Here is a 17,596-nt window from a genome sequence, read left to right on the forward strand (position 1 = left end):
GGATAATGGGTGACGGAGCCCTGGCCCCCGGTATTCTCGCCCAGCCGATCCGCAGGCACCACAGTCGACGGAGGCCACCGATGACCACCTCCTCCCCGCCCGGAATCGCGGCGGATTTCCTCGCCACCGTCACCGGCGCCGCGTACGCCGACGACCCGTACCCGTTCCTGCGCCGGCTGCGCGACGAGGCGCCGGCGGTACGCACCAACGCGGGCATCTGGCTGGTGTCCCGGTACGACGACGTCCGCGCCGGGCTGCGCGACCCGCGACTGAGCTGCGACCTGGGCCAGCTCACCGCGTACGACGAGTACTTCCGTACCCGGGGCATCGACGCCCGGTTCCCGCTGCCGCTCAATGCGCTCGACGCGCCGGACCATCCGCGCATCCGCTCGGCGATGAGCCACGAGTTCGTGCCGCAGGCGGTGGACGCCATGCGCCCGGCGATCGACGCGGCCGTCGCCGAGGTGGTGGGCGCGCTGCCGGACCGGGGCGAGATCGACCTCGTCGCCGACGTCGCGTACCCGGTACCGATCGCGGTGATCGGACGCCTGTTCGGGCTGCCCCGGGCGGACTGGCCGCTGCTGGAGCGGTGGTCCCGCGCGTTCGGCGCCGCCTCCGACCCGGACGCGCTGCTCAGCGACGCGCAGCGGGACGCGGCGGCCGAGGCGACGCGGGAGGCAGGCGACTACTTCGGCCGGCTGCTGACCCGCCGCCGGCGCGAGCCGACCGGCGACCTGATGAGCAGGTGGCTGGCCGCGCAGCGCGCCGAGCGGACGATGACGCTCGCCGAGCTGCTGGTGAACGGCGTCTTCCTGCTCATCGTCGGGCACCACAACACGGTGAGCCTGATCGGCAACGGGATGCTGGCGCTGCTGCGGCACCCGGAGCAGCTCGACCGGCTCCGCGCCGACCCGGCGCTGATGGCGGGCGCGGTGGACGAGCTGCTGCGCTACGACAGCCCGGTGCAGACCGCGACCCGGGTCACCACCGGGGAGCACCGGGTCGGTGACGTCACGATCCCGGCCGGGCAGCCGGTGATGCTGCTCGTCGGCTCCGCCAACCGGGACGAGCGGGCTTTCCCCGACCCGGACCGGCTCGACGTGGACCGGCCCGGCGCGAACCGCAACCTCGGCTTCGGGCGGGGCGCGCACGCCTGCGTGGGCGGCTACCTGGCGCGGCTGGAGACCGCAGCGACGCTCACCGCGCTGCTGCGCGCCCGGCCCGGACTGGCGCTCGCCGGTGCGCCGCGCCGGGCGGTGCCGAGCTTCAGCCTGCGGGCGCTGACCGCGCTGCCGCTGCGCGTCGACCGGGCGCCTCACTCCTCCCGGTAGCCGCGCGACGCGACCTCGGCGACCAGGCCCGGCAGCACGGCCAGGGACGGGCAGCGCGCCTGGTCGCCGGTCTCGGCCAGCTCCGCCACGGCACCGGCGACGGCCGCCACGACAGTCGTCACCAGGTCGTCGCCGACGTCCCGGAACGCCAGGTCGTTGGTGCCGAACCGCAGCCCGCTCGTCTGCCCGACCGGTCGCGGGTCGTCCGGCACCGGATTGCGGTTGGCGAGCACACCGTGCGCCTCCAGCACGTCGCAGACGTACCGGCCGGACACCGGGGCGTGCCGCAGGTCGACGAGCACCATGTGGGTGTCGGTGCCACCGGTGAGCACCGGTACGCCCCGCCCGGTGAGGGCGTCGGCGAGCTGCCCGGCGTAGCGCACCACCCGGCCCATCGCGGCGGCGAACGCCGGCCGGGCCGCGTGGCGCAGCGCGACCGCCTTGCCGGCGATGGCACCGAAGTCGGGCGTGCCCTGGAAGCCGGGGAACACCGCCCGGTCCAGGTCGGCGGCGCGGATCCGGGACCGGGCGCCGAGCAGGGCCAGCCCGCCCCGGGGGCCGCGCAACTGCTTGTACGTGGACGTGGTCACCACGTCGCAGTGGTCGAACGGCGACGGGTGCAGCCCGGTGGCGACCAGGCCGCTGACGTGGCTGACGTCGGCCATCAGCAGCGCGCCGGTCTCGTCGGCGGCGCGGCGGAACGCGGCGAAGTCGACCGCCCGGGGGCAGGCCGAGCCGCCGCAGATGAGCAGCCGGGGCCGGACCTCGCGGACCAGCGCGGCCACCGCGTCGGTGTCCACCAGCCCGTCCGGGCCGACCCGGTAGTGCCGGGCCCGCACCCGGCGGGAGACGCTCGCCGCGCCGGAGACGTGCGACAGGTGCCCGCCGTGGCTCAGCTCCAGCGACAGCACGGTGTCGTCCGGCCCGAGCAGCCCGTAGAGCACGGCCAGGTTCGCCGCCGAGCCGGACGCCGGCTGCACGTTCGCGTGCGCGGCGCCGAACAGCAGCTCGGCGCGGGCCCGGGCGAGCCGTTCCACCGCGTCGACGGTCTCGGCGCCGGAGTGGTAGCGCTGACCCGGGTATCCCTCGGCGGTGACGGCGCCGAAGCCCAGCGCACCGGCGGCCAGCACGGCCGGCAGCGTCGGGCTGGCCGCCGCGACCAGGTTGAGCTGCCGGCACCGCCGCTCCCGCTGCCGGTGGGCGAGTGCCACGAGCGCCGGGTCGGCGGCTGCGAGCCGGGCGAGCCCCTCGCCCCCGGCGGCGGCGACGGCGGACAGCGCCGCGATCCGGTCGGTCGTGCCGGTGTCCGGCGCGCCGGTGAGCGCCTCGCTGGTCACGGCGTCGACGGCCAGGCCGCGGCGGCCGGCAGTGACCACGCGGTACGCAGCACCTCGGCGATCAGCGCGCCCCGCTGCGGCACCAGGTAGAAGTGGTCGCCGGGGAACAGCCGGGCGGTGAACGCCCCGGTGGTCACCGACCGCCAGCCGTCCAGGGCGGCCGGGTCGACCTCCGGGTCGCGGTCGCCGGAGCAGGCCAGCACCGGGCAGGCCAGCAGCGGCAGCGGCGCCGGCCGGTAGGTCTCGCTGAGCCGGTAGTCGGCCCGCAGCACCGGCAGCAGCAGCGCCCGCAACTCGTCGCTGTCGAGCACCTCCTGCCGGGTGCCGCCGGAGCGGGCCACGTCCTGCCACAGCTCGTCGCCGCTCATCAGGTGCACCGAGCGGCCCGGGTCCACCGGCGCCTGCCGGCCGGACACGACGAGCAGCACCGGCGACGGCAGGCGGCGGGCGGTCTCGAACGCGACAGCCGCGCCGAGGCTGTGCCCGAACAGGACGGTGGGCGCCGGGTCGAGACCGGCGAGCGCGTGCGACACCTCGGCGGCGAGGCGGCACAGGTCGGTCGCGGGCGGTTCGGCGATGCGCTCCTCCCGGCCCGGGTACTGCACGGCCAGCAGTTCCACCCCGCCGGGCAGGTGCCCGGCCCACTGCCGGAAGCCGCTCGCCCCGCCACCGGCGTGCGGGAAGCAGACGAGCCGCGTGGCCGGCGCGGCGGGCGCGGCGTACCGCTGGAGGCAGCGGGTCAGCGGGGTCATGCCGCCTCCGGTCCCGCGGACAGGTGCCGCGCGGACAGCACCGTGGGGGTGTCCCGCCGGACCAGGTGCATCGGCCCGAGCAGATCGAGCACGTCCTGGGTGAGCCGGCCGAGCGTGAGATGGTACTGGCCTCTGGTCATCGGATCCTCGCCGTCGGTCACCGCGTCCCACAATCCCGTCAGGGCGGTCTGGACCGCCGCCGGCCACTGTCGTGTGAAGACCTCCGCGAACGTCGGCGCGGTCGCCGGACCGACCGGCTCCGCGACGCCGTAGCTCAGGTGCGCGTCGGCCAGCTCGTCGAACCCGGCCAGCCCGTCCGTCGGCGGCAGGTGCGGCCGGGGGCACCACAGCACCGGCCCGTTGCTGCTGACCAGCGTCAGCGTCCCGCCCTCGGCGCCGACGGTGATCCGGTGCCACAGGTGGGCGTGGTTGTCCGGCTCGCGCGGGTCGAGGTGGTGCTGCACCCGCAGCGTGGCCGGCACACCGCCGAGCACACCGGCGAGGCTGTGGAACGGCGCCTCGGCCGGCGGTACGCCGGGCGGCGTGACCGGCGGGGCGAACGTCCACGGACGCAGCCGGGGCAGCGCCTCGCCGAGCACGTCGAACAGCGTGTAGAGCACCTGGACGCTGGTGGCCGCGTCGACGAACAGCAGTTCCTGCCGGGCCGCGAGGTCGCGTACCGCGGCGATGAAGCGGCGTACCGCGGCCACGTGGACGTGGTGGCTGTTGAGCCGGTACCGCACCCCGGCGGCGCGGGCCTGGCGCAGGCACTCCGCCAGCTCCCCCGGGTGCACCGGGTGCTCCTGGAGGACGTGCACGCCCCGGCGCATCAGCTCGACCGCGAGCCGGGCGCCGGGCCCGCCGGTGGGCGCGGAACCGACCACCACGCAGGCCACGTCCACGTCGCCGGGCAGGTCCGCCACCCGGGTCCAGAGCGGCACGCCGTAGCGCTCGGCGCAGGCCCGGGACCGCTCGCTGCCCCGGGCGAGCACGCCGGCCAGCTCGAACGGGAACGCCGGGTCGGCGACGCCGGCCAGGTAGACCCGGCCGAACCCGGTGCCGGCGACGACCACCCGGGGCCGGGTCACAGAGCGCCCTCCTCGACCGCCGACGCCGCCTCGGCGGCGGGCACGTCGAACGTCTCGAACGCGGTGAGCGCGCCGGTGCGCAGCAGCGCCTCGACCAGCCGCTCCGGGTGCAGGCCCTCGGCCGCGAAGTGCGTCCCCGGTTTCACCAGACCGTCCAGCACCTGCCGCGCGGCCAGCGCCAGGACCGTGCCGGTGAGGGCGGACGTGTCGGTCGAGCGGGCCAGCACGGTCCGGGTGACCGGGTCGCCCGCGGCGTCCGCCCCGGACAGTTCCAGCAGCATCAACTGGTACGGCCGGCGCGAGAACATGTCCAGGTCGGCGGCGCGGGCCAGTTCGGCGGCGGCCCGGGTGAGGTCGCTCTGCCCGGCCATCGCCCCCTGGAGGCGGCCCAGGGTGGCCATCATCGCGGCGCCGCCGTCGAAGACGGAGTTCCAGCGGACCTCGTCCAGGCCGAGTCCGGCGCCGAGCCGGCGCGCCTCGTAGCCGAGGTACGGGTGCACGCCGACCGGGTTGGGGAAGAACGGCACCAGCGCGTCCACCTGTGGTTCGGCGGCGCGGGCGACCGGCCGGCCGCCGATCCACACGGCGCGCGACTCCCGCTCGCGGTCGTGCAGGCTGAGCAGGTAGTCGACCGCGCCGGCCGGGGTGAGCCGGTCCATCACGCCGAGGTGGGCGACCAGGCGCCGGGGCCGGGTCACGCCCCGCGCCGCCAGCCAGCGGGGCAGCAGCCCGCTGAGTCCCGGCATCATCCCGGCGGTGACGAGCGCGACCCGGCCCTGCGCGGCGAGATCGCGCCCGGCGAGGCGGTCGTACAACGGCTCGTCCCCGCCGGCGTCCACGTAGTCCGCGCCGGCGGCCAGAGCGGCCACCGCCACCCGGTCGAGCACCTGGTGCGACGCGCCGCCCGCGCAGACGACGAGCCGGCAGCCGGCGCAGAAGCGGGCCAGCGAGTCCCTGTCGTACACGTCGACAGCGACCGCCTCCCCGGCGCCGCCGAGCCGGTCACGGACCAGCGCCGCGGCCCGGTCGGGGTTCCGGCCGCCGACGCGCAGCGGCCCCACGCCGTCGCGGTGCAGCCGGGCGACGGCGGCGCTGCCCACCGCGCCGTACCCGCCGACCACGGCGACCGGGCCGGCGGTCACCGCGACCACCGCACGTCGACCGCGCCGAGGCACTGGTCGCGCCAGCGGGCCGGGATCGCCTCCGCCGCCGCCGGCCAGAGCCCACTGTCGAACGCGAGCACCAGCGTGACGTCCCCGGCGTACGGCTCGGCGCGGTGCCGGGCCGCCGCGTCGAGGCTGTGCCGGAACATCTCGTACCGCCGCTCGGTCTCGGCCCCGGTCAGACCGGCCAGCGCGGCGATAGCGGCGAGCCGCTCGCCGGCCGGGCGTTCTGCCTGCCGCAGCAGCACGTCGGTCACGCCGGGCGCCTCCTGCCCGGCCGGCGGATAGGTGAGCCGTCCCGGCGGCAGCACGCCGCCACCGGCCGTCTCGACGGCACGTGCCAGGTCCGCCTCGGCGGGCAGCCCGACGTCCGGCGGTGCCACGCCGAGGGCCCTGGCGAAGGCGTACTCGACGAGCAGGTCGTCGCGCAGGTCCGGGGTGAACGGCTCGGTGACGACGGCGACCAGCCGGCTGATCTCGCCGCCCTGCTCCAGCCGGCGCCGGGCCACCTCGACCGCGAGCAGGGCACCGAAGTCCCGCCCGGCCAGCGCGAGCGGCGTGGTCCCGGCCAGCACGTCGGCGCAGGCGGAGGCGTGCCAGTCGACGAGCACCGCCGGGTCCAGGCCGAGGTACGTCTGCGGCGCGGCCACCACCAGGCCGGACCCGGCGGCGGCGAGGTCACCGGCGACCGGGGGGAGCCCGCCGGTGCCGTCGTGCACGAGCACGTCCGGCCCCGGACCGTCGAGGCCGACCAGTGTCACCGGCCCGTCCGGCCCGGCCTCGTCCCCGGACCGGGATTCGGTGGCGGAACCGGCACCGAGACCGGCCGCGAGTTCGGCGAGCGTGCACCCCTCCAGCAGGTCGCGCAGCATCTGGTCGAAGAAGGCGTCGGCGGCCGCCGGCACCGACTCGCGGATCCGGGCGACGAGCTGCGCCGCCAGCAGCGAGTCGCCGCCGAGCTGGAAGATGGTGTGGTCGCGGCCGACGGTGGGCACGCCCAGCACCTCCGCCCACGCCTTCGCCAGCGCGATCTCGACCTCGCCGGACGGCTCCGCCGACACCGGCGCGGCTCCGCCCAGCTCCGGTGCCCGCAGCAGCGCCGGCAGGGCGGCCCGGTCGACCTTGCCGTTGCCGGTCAGCGGCAGCGCGTCGACCACCCCGATCGTGCCCGGCACCATGTAGCCGGGCAGCCGCTCGCCCAGGTGCGCGGTGATCTCGGCCGGGGTGACCGGCACCCGGTCGGCTTTGAACCGCACCGCGAACACGTGCATGCCGATCCGGTCCAGGGCCTCGTCCTCGTCGGACAGGCACACCACTGTGGAGGCACCGGCCTCGGTGAGCAGCGCCTGCCACTGCGGCCGGGAGATGAACGTCTCGTCCTGTCCGGCCCGTACGTCCTCGAAGTCGCCGGCGGTGGCGTCGAACAGGAACTCCATCGAGGTGAGGATCTGGTAGTTGTCCCGGGTCGTCTCGATGAAGACCAGCCAGCCGCCGGGGCGCAGCATCTCCCTGAACCGTGCCAGCGCCCGGCCGGCGTGGCGGGCGTAGTGCAGCACGTTGGCGCAGAGGATCACGTCGAACGCGTTGGACTCCAGGCCCTGCGCCCGGTAGTCGGCGTTCAGGTCGTAGATGCCGTAGCCGACCCAGGGGTACGCGGCGAAGCGTTCCTGCGCGGCGTTGAGGAAGAAGGTGGAGACGTCGGTGAACAGGTAGCGCACCGGGTGCGCGGCGAGCGCCGGGATCAGGTCGATGCTGGTGCCGCCCACCCCGGCGCCCACCTCCAGCACCTGCATCGGCCGCCCGGCCGGGAAGTCGGCGGCGAGCGTGCACATCGCCTCGACGACCAGCCGGTTGACCGTGTCGCTGAGGAAGTTGCCCTGGTAGGCCGACTCCTGGATGTCCAGCCGCCCCTCGGGGAACAGCAACTGGATCGGGTCGGCGTCGTCGCGCAGCAGCTCGGGGAGCCGGGTGGTGGCCGCGCGGAAGTACTCGACGAGTTCGGGCCGGTGCCCGCCGCCGGGCAGCAGTTCGTCGACCCGCGCCCAGGCCGCCGCGACGTCGTCGGCGGTGATCGGTGGTACGCCGGTGAGCCGGTCGCCGTCGCGGCGCATCATGCCGCCCGCGATCAGGCCCTTGACCCAGCGCCGGACCAGCCGGTGGTGCTTCGGGGCGACGCGGGCGGCGTCGAGCACCTCCGGCAGCGTGTGCGCCGACCCGGCGGTACGGAACAGGCCGGCTCCGCGCAGCGTGGTCACCATCGCCAGCAGCGCGGTGCGGTCCAGTTCGCGGGCGAACGCGACTGCCGCGTCGGCGTCCATCTCCCGGCGTACCTCGGCGAGCCGGCGCCGGGCGCCGTCGAGGAGCCGGGCGGTGTCGCGGACGGCGGCCTCCCGGTCCGGCTCCCGGTGTGCGGTCTCGACCACGGCGGCGAGACGCCGGTCCAGCGGCGGCTCGCCCTCCACGAACGCGACGGCGGCACCGACCGCCGGGTGCGACTGCATCGCCGCCTCGACCTCGGCCAGTTCGATCCGGTGGCCGCGGATCTTGACCTGGTCGTCCTCCCGGCCGAGGAACTCGATGACGCCGTCGGGCCGGTAGCGGCCGAGGTCGCCGGTGCGGTACCGGCGCTCGCCGCCGGGCTCGTGCACGCTGAACCGGCGGGCGGTCTGCTCCGGGTCGCCGAGGTAGCCGGCCGCGACGCCCACGCCGCCGATGTACAGCTCCCCCACCGTCCAGTCCGGGCAGTCACGTCCGGCCTCGTCGAGCACGTGGAACGTCTGGTTGGTCAGCGGCGTGCCGTACGGGATGCTGCGCCAGTGCGGCGGGACCGCCTCGATCGGGTGGTGGATCGACCAGATCGACGCCTCCGTCGCGCCACCGAGACTGACCAGCCGCAGCCCGGGCAGCCGACCGCGGATCTGGTCCGGCAGGGTGACCGGGATCCAGTCGCCGCTGAGCAGTGCCAGCCGCAGCGACGGCAGGTCGACGCCGGCCTCCACGGTCAGGTAGTCGGCGAGCATCTGCATCTGCGCCGGGACGGAGTTCCACAGCGTGACGCAGTGCAGCAGCATCGTGTCGACCCAGTGCGACGGGTCGGCGCGCCGGTCGTGGTCGGGCAGCACAAGCGCGCCGCCGACGGCCAGCGGGCCGAACAGGTCGTACACGGACAGGTCGAAGGCGAGGCTGGCCAGGGCCAGCACCCGGTCGTCCGGCCCGACGCCGAAGCGGGCGTTGACGTCCTCGACGGTGTTTACCGCGCCGCGGTGGTCGATCATCACGCCCTTGGGCGTGCCGGTCGAGCCGGAGGTGTAGATGACGTAGGCCAGGTCCGCCGGGCCGGCGGCGGGCGTCAGCAGCCGCTCGTCGGGCTCCACCGGGTCCAGCCGCTCGACCAGGATCGGGGCGTCGAGACCGTCGGCGGTGGCGGCGGTGGCCAGCACGTGCCGCGCGCCGGCTCCGGCCAGCAGCGCGTCGCGGCGCGCCCGCGGGCTGCGGGTGTCGATCGGCAGGTAGACGCCGCCGGCCAGCAGCGCGCCGAGCGCCGCGACCGGCTGCTCCCAGCCGGTGTGCATGACGATGGCGACGATGTCGCCGGGCGCGCAGCCACGCTCGCGCAGCCCCGCCGCCACCGCGGCGGCCCGGCCGAGCAGCTCGCCGTACGTGAGCGTGCGCTCCCCGGACAGCACCGCCGGGCGGTCCGGGGTGCGCCGGCACTGCTCGACCACGCCGCTGTGCAGAAGCCGCCCGGACAGCGGCGCCGCGGTGTCGTTGACCTCGTCGCGGCGGCGGCGCTGCCGTTCCGGCAGGTCCACCGGGGACGGATGCGACCAGGGCGGCGCGTCGCCGGCCAGCCGTCGTACCAGGTCGCCGAACGCGGCGAACATGTCCTCCGCGACACCGTCCGGGAACACCCCCTGCCGGACGTCCCAGTGCAGTTCGAGGCCGTCGCCGCGTTCCAGCGCCTGGCAGTCGATCCACACCTGCGGGGTCTGACTGATGCCGTAGCCGGTCTCCCCCGCCTCCGGCCCGGGCGCGGTGGTGTCGCCGAGACCGAGCGCGCTGGTGAACACCACGGGCATGAGCGCGGCGTCGGCGCCCCGGCGGCGGGCCAGCTCCCGCAGCACGGTGACGCCGCCGACCAGCCGGTGGTCGAGGTCCTGCCAGAGCCGGCGTTGCAGGGCGCCACCGCGTTCGGCGAGCGTGGTCCCCTCGGCGCCGTCGACCTCCAGCAGCACGGCGGAGGTGAAGTCGCCGACCAGCCGGTCCACCTGCGGGTGCAGCGGCAGCCGGTTGAGCATCGTCAGGTTCAGCACGAACCGCCGCCGCCGGCTCCACCTGCCGATCACCTCGGCGTACGCGGTGAGGACCGCCGCGGTCGGGCTGAGCCCGTGCGCGGCGGCGGCCTCGCGCAGCGCGGCGTACCCGGCGCCGCCGAGACGCAGCTCGTGGCGCCGGAACCGGACCGGGTCGCCGGCGGACGGGTCGCCGAGGACCGGCAGGTCCGGCGCGGCCGGCAGGGTGTCGATCCGGTCGAACCAGTACGCCTGGTCCCGCTCGTAGCGGCGGGTGCCGCGCAGCCGCCGCTCGGCGGCCAGGTAGTCGCGGAACGTGACGTCGAGCGGCGGCCGGACCAGGTCCGGATCGGTGTAGTGCTCCTGGAACTCGGTGAGCAGCAGCTGGATGCTGACGAAGTCGGCGATCAGGAAGTCGATCGAGACGTGCAGCAGCGCGCCGTCGTCGGCGCGGGTCACCGCCAGGTCGAACAGCGGCCACTCGTGCGGTTCGTAGACCCGGTGGTCCATGGCGGCCCGCACGGCCGCGACGTGCGCCTCGACTTCCTCGGCGGGACGCCCGCGCAGGTCGGTGGCGGCGACCCGGACCGGCGGCACCTCGGCCAGGACGCGCTGCGAGCCGTTCGCGTCGATCACCGCCCGCAGCATGTCGTGCCGGTCCACCAGCGCCTGCCAGGCGTCGCGTACCCGCTCCGGGTCCAGGTCGCGCAGCCGCACCTCGCCGTAGGCGTGACAGCCGACCCCGCCGTACGCGAACACGGTGCGCCGGCCCATCAGGTACGCGGCCTGGATGTCGGTGAGCGGGAACGGCTCGTGGCGGGCCGCCGGTTCGGGCTCGATGCGTCCCGACTCGGCCTCGGCGAGGTACGCGAGCAGTTCGGGTTTGGCGGCGAGCAGCCGGGCCCGCCGTTCCTCGGTCAGCACGCCCTGCGGCGCGCGGAAACGCAGCCGGGCGTCCTCGGCCCACAGCCGGACGCCGGCGGCCTCCAGCTCGGCCAGGATCGCGGCGGCGTCGGCACGCAGCGCTGCGGTCACAGCACACCCTCCTCGACGGCGAGTTCCACGGTGGACTGGGCGGCGACGAGGGCGGCCTGCTCGGCGACCGTCGGCGCGGTGAGCAGTTGACGCAGCGACAGCTCGACCCCGAACCGGGCCCGGGACGCGGCCACCAGCCGGGTGGCGAGCAGGCTGTTGCCGCCGAGCGCGAAGAAGCTCTCCCGGCGGCCGGTGACGGGCTGACCGAGCAGGTCGGCCCAGAGTTGCGCCACCGCCTCCTCGACCGGGTCGCTGATCCGTTCCCCGCCGGTGTGGTCGGGCCGGTCGACGATCGCCTCGACGCGTGCCCGGTCGACCTTGCCGTTGGCGGTCAGCGGCAGCTCGTCGAGGTGTTCGACGCGGGTCGGCACCATGTGCTCGGGCAGCCGACGGGCCAGGTGCGCGCGCAGGTCGCCGGGATCGACGCCGCCGGGTGCGACCACCGCCGCGAGCAGCCGGCGCTGCCGTCCCCCGGGAGCGACGGCCACCGCCCGGGTCACCGCCGGGTGGCTCTCCAGGGCCGCCTCGACCTCGCCCAGTTCGACCCGATGGCCGCGGATCTTCACCTGGTGGTCGGCGCGGCCGAGGAACTCCAGCGTGCCGTCCGGCCAGTAGCGGCCCAGGTCACCGGTGCGATACCAGCGGCCGCCGTCGTGGCGGACGAACCGCTGGGCGGTGCGGCGTTCGTCGCCGTGGTAGCCGAGCGCGACGCCCGCCCCGCCGATCCACAGCTCACCCGGAACCCAGTCGGGCCGGTCCGCGCCGGCCGGGTCGGCGACCCGGTAGCGCTGGCCGCGCAGCGGGAAGCCGTACGGGACCGACGTCCACTCCGGGGGCACCTCGGTCACCTCGAACGCGTTGGACCAGATGGCCGCCTCGGTGGCGCCGCCGAGGGCGATCAGCCGGCAGCCGGCGGTCACCGCGTCGAGCCGCCGCCGCAGGTCCAGCCCGACCCAGTCGCCGGAGACGAGGGCCAGGCGCAGCGGCAGCGGCGGCCGGTCGCCCGCCATGGTGAGCAGCATGTCCAGCAGCGCCGGTGCCGAGTTCCAGACGGTGACCCGGTGGGTGTCGGCCAGGCGCAGCCAGGCGGCCGGGTCGGCGCGCTCCTCCTCGGCGGTGAGCACCACGGTCCCGCCGGCCGCGAGGACGCCGAACAGGTCGTAGACGGACAGGTCGAAGTCGAGGGCGCTGACCGCCAGCACCCGGTCGCCGGGGCCGACACCGAAGCGCGTGCTGATGTCGTCGACCGTGTTCCAGGCGGCGCCGTGCGCGGTCACCACCCCCTTGGGCTCGCCGGTGGAGCCGGAGGTGAAGATGACGTACGCGGGCTGGTCGGGCGTGACGGTGACCGGTTCGGCGAGTTCGGCGGCGGCCAGCGCCCGCGCCATCGGCAGCGCGGTCACGCCGTCGGGCACCGCCGACCCGGTGAGCGCGACCCGGATCCCGGCGCCCCGGTGGATCCGCTCCCGGCGCAGCTCGGGCTGGTCGGCGGCGACCGGGACGTACGCGGCGCCGGCGTGCAGGACGCCGAGCACCGCGGCGACCTGGTCCGGTCCCCGGGGCAGCGACACGGCCACGTTGTCGCCGGGCCGCACGCCGGTGGCGACGAGCGCGCCGGCGACGCGGCGGGCCCGCCGGGCGAGTTCGCCGTAGCTGAGCGTCTCCCCGTCGCCCCAGGCCAGTGCGGTACGGCCGGGGTCGTCGCGGGCGACGGCGGCGAACCCGGCGTGCAGCAGCCGGTCGGTGACGGGGGCGCCGGTGTCGTTGACCCGGGCCCGCACCTGCGCCTGCCCGGCCGGCAGCGGCACCGGCGCGGGCCGGTCCCAGCCGGCGGTGGCGAGGTGGCGCAGCAACGCGCGGTACGCGTCGAACATCGCGTCGAGCACGCCCGGCGCGAACAGCTCCTCGACCGCGTCCCAGTTGAACAGCAGCCCGCCCTCGTGCTCGGTGACCTGGTGGTCGAGCCACACCTGCGGGGTCTGGGACAGGCCGGTGACGTACCGGCCGAACGGGGTGGTCAGGCCGAACGGGCGATCGGTGGCGGCGCTGACGCCGATGGTGCTGGTGAACACCACAGGCATGGCGACCTCCGCCGAGCCGGTGTGCCGGGCCAGTTCCTGCAGGACCGCGATGCCGGAGAAGGAGCTGTGCTCGATGTCGGCCCAGACGCGGCCCTGGAGGCGGCGGACGGCGGCGGCGAAGGTCTCTCCCGGTTCGGGCGTGTTCGCGACCAGCAGCAGCGAGGTGAAGTCACCGACGATGCGGGGGATGTCGGGGTGGGTGGCGGGCCGGTCGAACAGCGTGAGGTTCAGCGTGAAGTCCGGCGTGGCGCTCCACCGCCCGAGGACGGCCGCGAACGCGGCGGCGACCACAGTGGACGGGGTCACGCCGTGCTCGGCGGCCCGCGCGACCAGGCGCGACCAGGCCTGGTCGTTCAGGCGTCCCTCCCGCCGGGTGAAGCGGGGCCGGTCGACCTGGCGGGGATCGCGGGCCAGCGGGAGCCGCGGGCCGGGCGGCAGGTGCGGCAGCCGTTGCGTCCAGTAGCGCCGGGCGGCCTCGCGGCGCTGCGGGTCGGGATCCCCGGCCACCACGCAGTCGCGGAAGGTGATCCCCAGTTCGGGCAGGGCGGCCGCCGGGTCGGCGTACAGCTCGGCCAGGTCGGCCAGCACGATCATGATGCTGAGCGCGTCGAGGACCAGGAAGTCGAGGCTGAGGCCGATGCGGGTGCGGTCCGCCGAGCGGACCGCGCGGACCGCGAACATCGGCCAGGCGGCCGGGTCGTGCACCAGGTGGGCGAGGTCGTCGCGCATCCGCTCGACCGCGATCGGGTACGCGTCACCGCCGGCGTCGGTGACCGTGATCCGGTAGCGCGGCACCTCGGGCAGCACCCGCTGCCGGGCGTCGTCGTCGAAGACGGCGCGCAGCATGTCGTGCCGGGCGACGACCCGGTTGAACGCCTCCTCGAACCGCTCCAGGTCGACCTGCTCGCCCTCGAACTCCCAGTACCAGTGCGAGCCGACGCCGCCGAGGGTGAACTCGGGACGCCGGCCCAGCCAGTAGGCGCGCTGGACCTCGGTGGCGTCGAACGGCTCGTACCGTCGCTCGGGGTGGGCCTCGACCGGCACGGCAGTGGCGGGCGCGGCCGGGGCGACCGGCGCGGACGCCTCGCCGAGCCGGTCCACGAACGCCCGGAGCGTCGGCGCGGCGAACAGCGTGGACAGGCGCGCGCCCGGGAATCCGGCCGCCCGCACGGCGGTGACCAGGCGGGTGGCGAGCAGGCTGTTGCCGCCGAGGGCGAAGAAGCTGTCGTCGGGGCCGACGGCAGGCCGGCCGAGCAGGTCGGCCCAGACGGCCGCGACGGCGAGTTCGGCCGGACCGGTCAGCCGGCCCGCCGCCTCGGGTGCGGGCCGGGCGTCGTCGCTGAACCGGGCGGCGAGCGCGGTCCGGTCGATCTTCGCGTTGGCGGTGAGCGGTAGCGTGTCCAGCACGTCGACGCGGTACGGCACCATGTACGGCGGCAGCCGCTCCCCGGCGTACGCCCGCAGCGTCTGCGCGTTGACGGGCCCGCCGGCCGCCGGGGTCACCGCGGCGACCAGTCGCGGCCCGGCCCCGCCGGGTACGGTCAGCGCGACCGCGCGGGCCACGCCCGGGTGCTCGCGCAGCGCCGCCTCCACGTCGCCGAGGTCGAGCCGGTGTCCCAGGATCTTCACCTGGCCGTCGAGGCGGCCGAGGAACTCCAGGCGCCCGTCGGGGTGGAAGCGGGCCAGGTCACCGGTGCGGTACCAGCGCTGCCCGTCCCGCTCGACGAACCGCGCGGCGGTGCGTTCCGGGTCGCCCCGGTAGCCCGGCCCGACGCCGACGCCGCCGAGCCACAGTTCGCCGGGCACGAGGTCGGGCCGGTCCCGGCCGAGCCCGTCGGCCACGCGGGTGAGCTGGTTGCGCAGCGGGGCGCCGTACGGCACCGACCGCCAGTGCGCCGGCACCTCGGTCACCTCGTGCCAGGTGGAGTGGATGCCGACCTCGGTGGCACCGCCGAGCGCGACCAGGCGGGCGCCGGGCGCCCGCGCGGTGAGCCGGTCGTACAGGTCGAGCCCCACCCAGTCGCCGCCGACGAGGGCCAGCCGCAACGGCAGGTCGCCGGCCTGCTCCGCCGCTTCGCCCTCGGCCGCCACGAGCAGCATGTCCAGCAGCGCCGGTACCGACGTCCACACCGTGACGCGGTGGCGGCGGACCAGGTCGAGCCAGTGCTCGGCGTCGCGGCGGGCGGTGTCGTCGACGCAGACCAGCGCGGCGCCGGCGGTGAGGAACGCGAAGATGTCGTACACCGACCAGTCGTGGTCGAGCGCGGACAGCGCGAGTCCCCGGTCGTCCGGGCCGATGCCCCACCTGTCGCCGATGTCCTCGATGGTGTTCATCGCCGCCCGGTGCGTCATCTCCACGCACTTCGGGCCGCCCGTCGAGCCGGACGTGTGGATGACGTACGCCAGGTCGTCGGGCCCGGCCGGCCGGAGTTCGGCGAGCGGTGGCGCGTCGGCGGCCTCCTCGACGGCGAGCACCGGCAGGCCGTGGCTCCAGATCGGCTGGTCCCGGGTGGCCGTGTCGGTGAGCACGATCCGCACCCCGGCGGCCCGGTGGATCGCGGCGCGGCGCACCGGCGGCAGGTCGGCGCCGACCGGCGCGAAGACGCCGCCGGCGCACAGCACGCCGAGCACCGCCTCGATCTGCGCCGGCCCCTTGGGCAGGGTCACCGCGACCGTGTCGCCCTGGTCCAGTCCGGCGGCGACGAGCCGGCCGGCGATCCGCCGGGCCCGCTCGGCGAGTTCGCCGTAGCGCACGACGGCCCCCGCGGCGACGAGCGCGATCCGGTCCGGCTCGGCGTCGGCCTGCGCCAGGAACCCCTCGGTGAGCGTGGTCCGGCGTTGCGGGCCGGCGGTGTCGTTCAGCGCCGCCCGGCGGCGGGCGGCGGCCTCCGGCAGCAGGCTCGGCACCGGCTCGGTCCAGGCCCGCGGGTCGGTGACGATCAGGTCGAGCAGCCACAGGTACGCGGCGAACATGTCGTCGAGCACGTCGGCGGGGATCAGGCCGTCGACGGCGTCCCAGTTGAGCAGCAGCCCGCCGTCGTCCTCGGTGACCTGGTGGTCCAGCCAGACCTGCGGGGCCTGGGAGATGTTCCAGCCGGCGTCGCCGAAGCAGTCGCGTACCTTGCGGCTGAACAGCTCGCCGAGGCCGAGCGCGCTGGTGAACACCACCGGCGCGAGCGCCTGCGCGCCGCGTTCGGCGGAGAGCGCGCGCAGCACCTCCAGGCCGGAGAAGTCGCTGTGCAGGGCGTCGGCGCGGACGCGGTCCTGCAGCCGGCGGCAGGCGTCGAGGAAGGTGCCCTCCCCGGTGTGCACGGCCACGATCAGCAGGTTGGTGAAGTCGCCGACCAGGTGCGCCACGTCCGGGTGCAGCGGATCCCGGTCGAACAGCGGGACGTTGAGCAGGAAGTCGGGCTCGGCGCTCCACGCGGACAGCACCTCGGTGAAGGCGGCGGCGAACACCATCGACGACGTGACGCCGTGCGCCCGGGCCCGCCCGTCGAGGCGTTCGCGCCAGGCCGCGTCGAGACGGTGGAAGCGCCGGACCACCCGGTGGACCGCCAGGCGCTCGGGCGCGGTCGCCAGCGGCACCTGCGGCGCGGCCGGCATCTCCGGCAGGCGTTCGCGCCAGTACGCGACGGCCGCCTCCCGTCCCCGGGCCGGTGCGGCGCGGCGCTCGGCGAGGTACCGGCGGTAGCTGTAGCGGATCGGCGGCAGCGCGGCGTCCGGATCGGCGTACAGCTCGGCCAGGTCGTTGAGGATGATCCGGAAGCTCAGCGCGTCCGCGACGATCATGTCGATGTTGAGGTGCAGCCGGCTGGCGCCGCCGGGCAGGACCGAGACGGCCAGGTCGAAGACCTCGCCCCGGGCGATGTCGAAGCGCCGGTGCGAGAGGCGGTCGCGGATCTCCGCCAGCCGCGCGGTGACCGCCGGTCCGTCGAGGTCGCGCAGGTCGTGGACGGTGGCGCCGGACCACGGCGAGGAGTCGGCGACCCGCTGCCGGCCGTCGTCGAGGATCGTCACGCGCAGCATGTCGTGGCGGGCGATGAGCGCCCGGGTGGCCGCGTCGAGCCGGGCGGTGTCGATCGCGGCGCCGTCGAACTCGGCGTAGAAGTGGGTGGCGACGCCGCCCAGCACGAGCTGTTCGTGCCGGCCGACCCAGTAGGCGTACTGCATCGGGGCGAGGTCGAACGGCTCTCCGGGGTCGTCCGCCGCGGCGGCGGGAGCGGCGGTGGGAGCGGCGGTGGGAGCGGCGGTGGCGGGTGCGGGCGCCTGGCGTGCGGTGAGCAGGTCCATCCAGCCCGCGAGCGTCGGCCGTTCCATGAGTTCGGCGTACTTGACGTCCACTCCGGCCGCCCGCCACCGGCTGGCCAGCCGCATCACCTTCAGCGAGTCGAGGCCGCAGGCGATGAGGTCGCCGTCCGAGGCGTCGAGCGCGTCGGTGTCGCCGACCGCGGCGCCGATGTCGGCGCGGACCCGGTCGAGCGTCAGCTCGTGCTGCGTATCCATTTGTCCCCAAT

7 protein-coding genes are annotated in these 17,596 nt (G+C 75.9%); 1 reads left to right on the forward strand and 6 read right to left on the reverse strand.

What is annotated here, in order from left to right; all coding sequences use genetic code 11:
- Positions 1 to 80 precede the first annotated feature (80 nt).
- On the forward strand, positions 81 to 1,331 hold the full coding sequence (locus tag NMK34_RS22435) for a cytochrome P450 (RefSeq protein ID WP_318335075.1): 1,251 nt from the start codon (positions 81 to 83) through the stop codon (positions 1,329 to 1,331).
- Here NMK34_RS22435 and glyA read toward each other — a convergent pair.
- The 6 genes from glyA to NMK34_RS22465 are packed head-to-tail and all read right to left on the reverse strand — an operon-like array spanning position 1,316 to position 17,585.
- The gene (gene glyA, locus NMK34_RS22440) at positions 1,316 to 2,707 is read right to left on the reverse strand and encodes a serine hydroxymethyltransferase (protein ID WP_318335076.1); all 1,392 of its coding nucleotides are present in this window, start codon (positions 2,705 to 2,707) and stop codon (positions 1,316 to 1,318) included. The two genes, NMK34_RS22435 and glyA, sit on opposite strands and share 16 nt — an antisense overlap.
- Positions 2,665 to 3,420, reverse strand: a complete 756-nt coding sequence (locus tag NMK34_RS22445) for a thioesterase II family protein (RefSeq protein ID WP_318335077.1) — start codon at positions 3,418 to 3,420, stop codon at positions 2,665 to 2,667. The genes glyA and NMK34_RS22445 overlap by 43 nt, the downstream gene beginning before the upstream one ends.
- Positions 3,417 to 4,508 carry a Gfo/Idh/MocA family oxidoreductase gene (locus tag NMK34_RS22450; protein WP_318335078.1) on the reverse strand — a complete coding sequence of 364 codons (1,092 nt, stop codon included), beginning with the start codon at positions 4,506 to 4,508 and terminating at the stop codon, positions 3,417 to 3,419. The genes NMK34_RS22445 and NMK34_RS22450 overlap by 4 nt, the downstream gene beginning before the upstream one ends.
- Entirely contained in the window at positions 4,505 to 5,650 is a 1,146-nt protein-coding gene (locus NMK34_RS22455) for a saccharopine dehydrogenase NADP-binding domain-containing protein (RefSeq protein ID WP_318335079.1), read from the reverse strand. Before NMK34_RS22455 ends, NMK34_RS22450 begins: the two co-directional genes overlap by 4 nt.
- Positions 5,647 to 10,998 carry a non-ribosomal peptide synthetase gene (locus tag NMK34_RS22460; protein ID WP_318335080.1) on the reverse strand — a complete coding sequence of 1,784 codons (5,352 nt, stop codon included), beginning with the start codon at positions 10,996 to 10,998 and terminating at the stop codon, positions 5,647 to 5,649. The genes NMK34_RS22455 and NMK34_RS22460 overlap by 4 nt, the downstream gene beginning before the upstream one ends.
- Positions 10,995 to 17,585 carry a non-ribosomal peptide synthetase gene (locus tag NMK34_RS22465; RefSeq protein ID WP_318335081.1) on the reverse strand — a complete coding sequence of 2,197 codons (6,591 nt, stop codon included), beginning with the start codon at positions 17,583 to 17,585 and terminating at the stop codon, positions 10,995 to 10,997. The genes NMK34_RS22460 and NMK34_RS22465 overlap by 4 nt, the downstream gene beginning before the upstream one ends.
- Between the last annotated feature and the right edge of the window lie 11 nt (positions 17,586 to 17,596).

The sequence above is a fragment of the Micromonospora sp. BRA006-A genome (assembly GCF_033433935.1).
Lineage (GTDB): Bacteria > Actinomycetota > Actinomycetes > Mycobacteriales > Micromonosporaceae > Micromonospora > Micromonospora aurantiaca.

Excerpts from the sequence above, each read along its gene's own strand:
- NMK34_RS22435 (WP_318335075.1), top strand. The coding sequence starts at position 81 with ATGACCACCTCCTCCCCGCCCGGAATCGCGGCGGATTTCCTCGCCACC.
- NMK34_RS22445 (WP_318335077.1), bottom strand. The coding sequence starts at position 3,420 with ATGACCCCGCTGACCCGCTGCCTCCAGCGGTACGCCGCGCCCGCCGCG.
- NMK34_RS22465 (WP_318335081.1), bottom strand. The coding sequence starts at position 17,585 with ATGGATACGCAGCACGAGCTGACGCTCGACCGGGTCCGCGCCGACATC.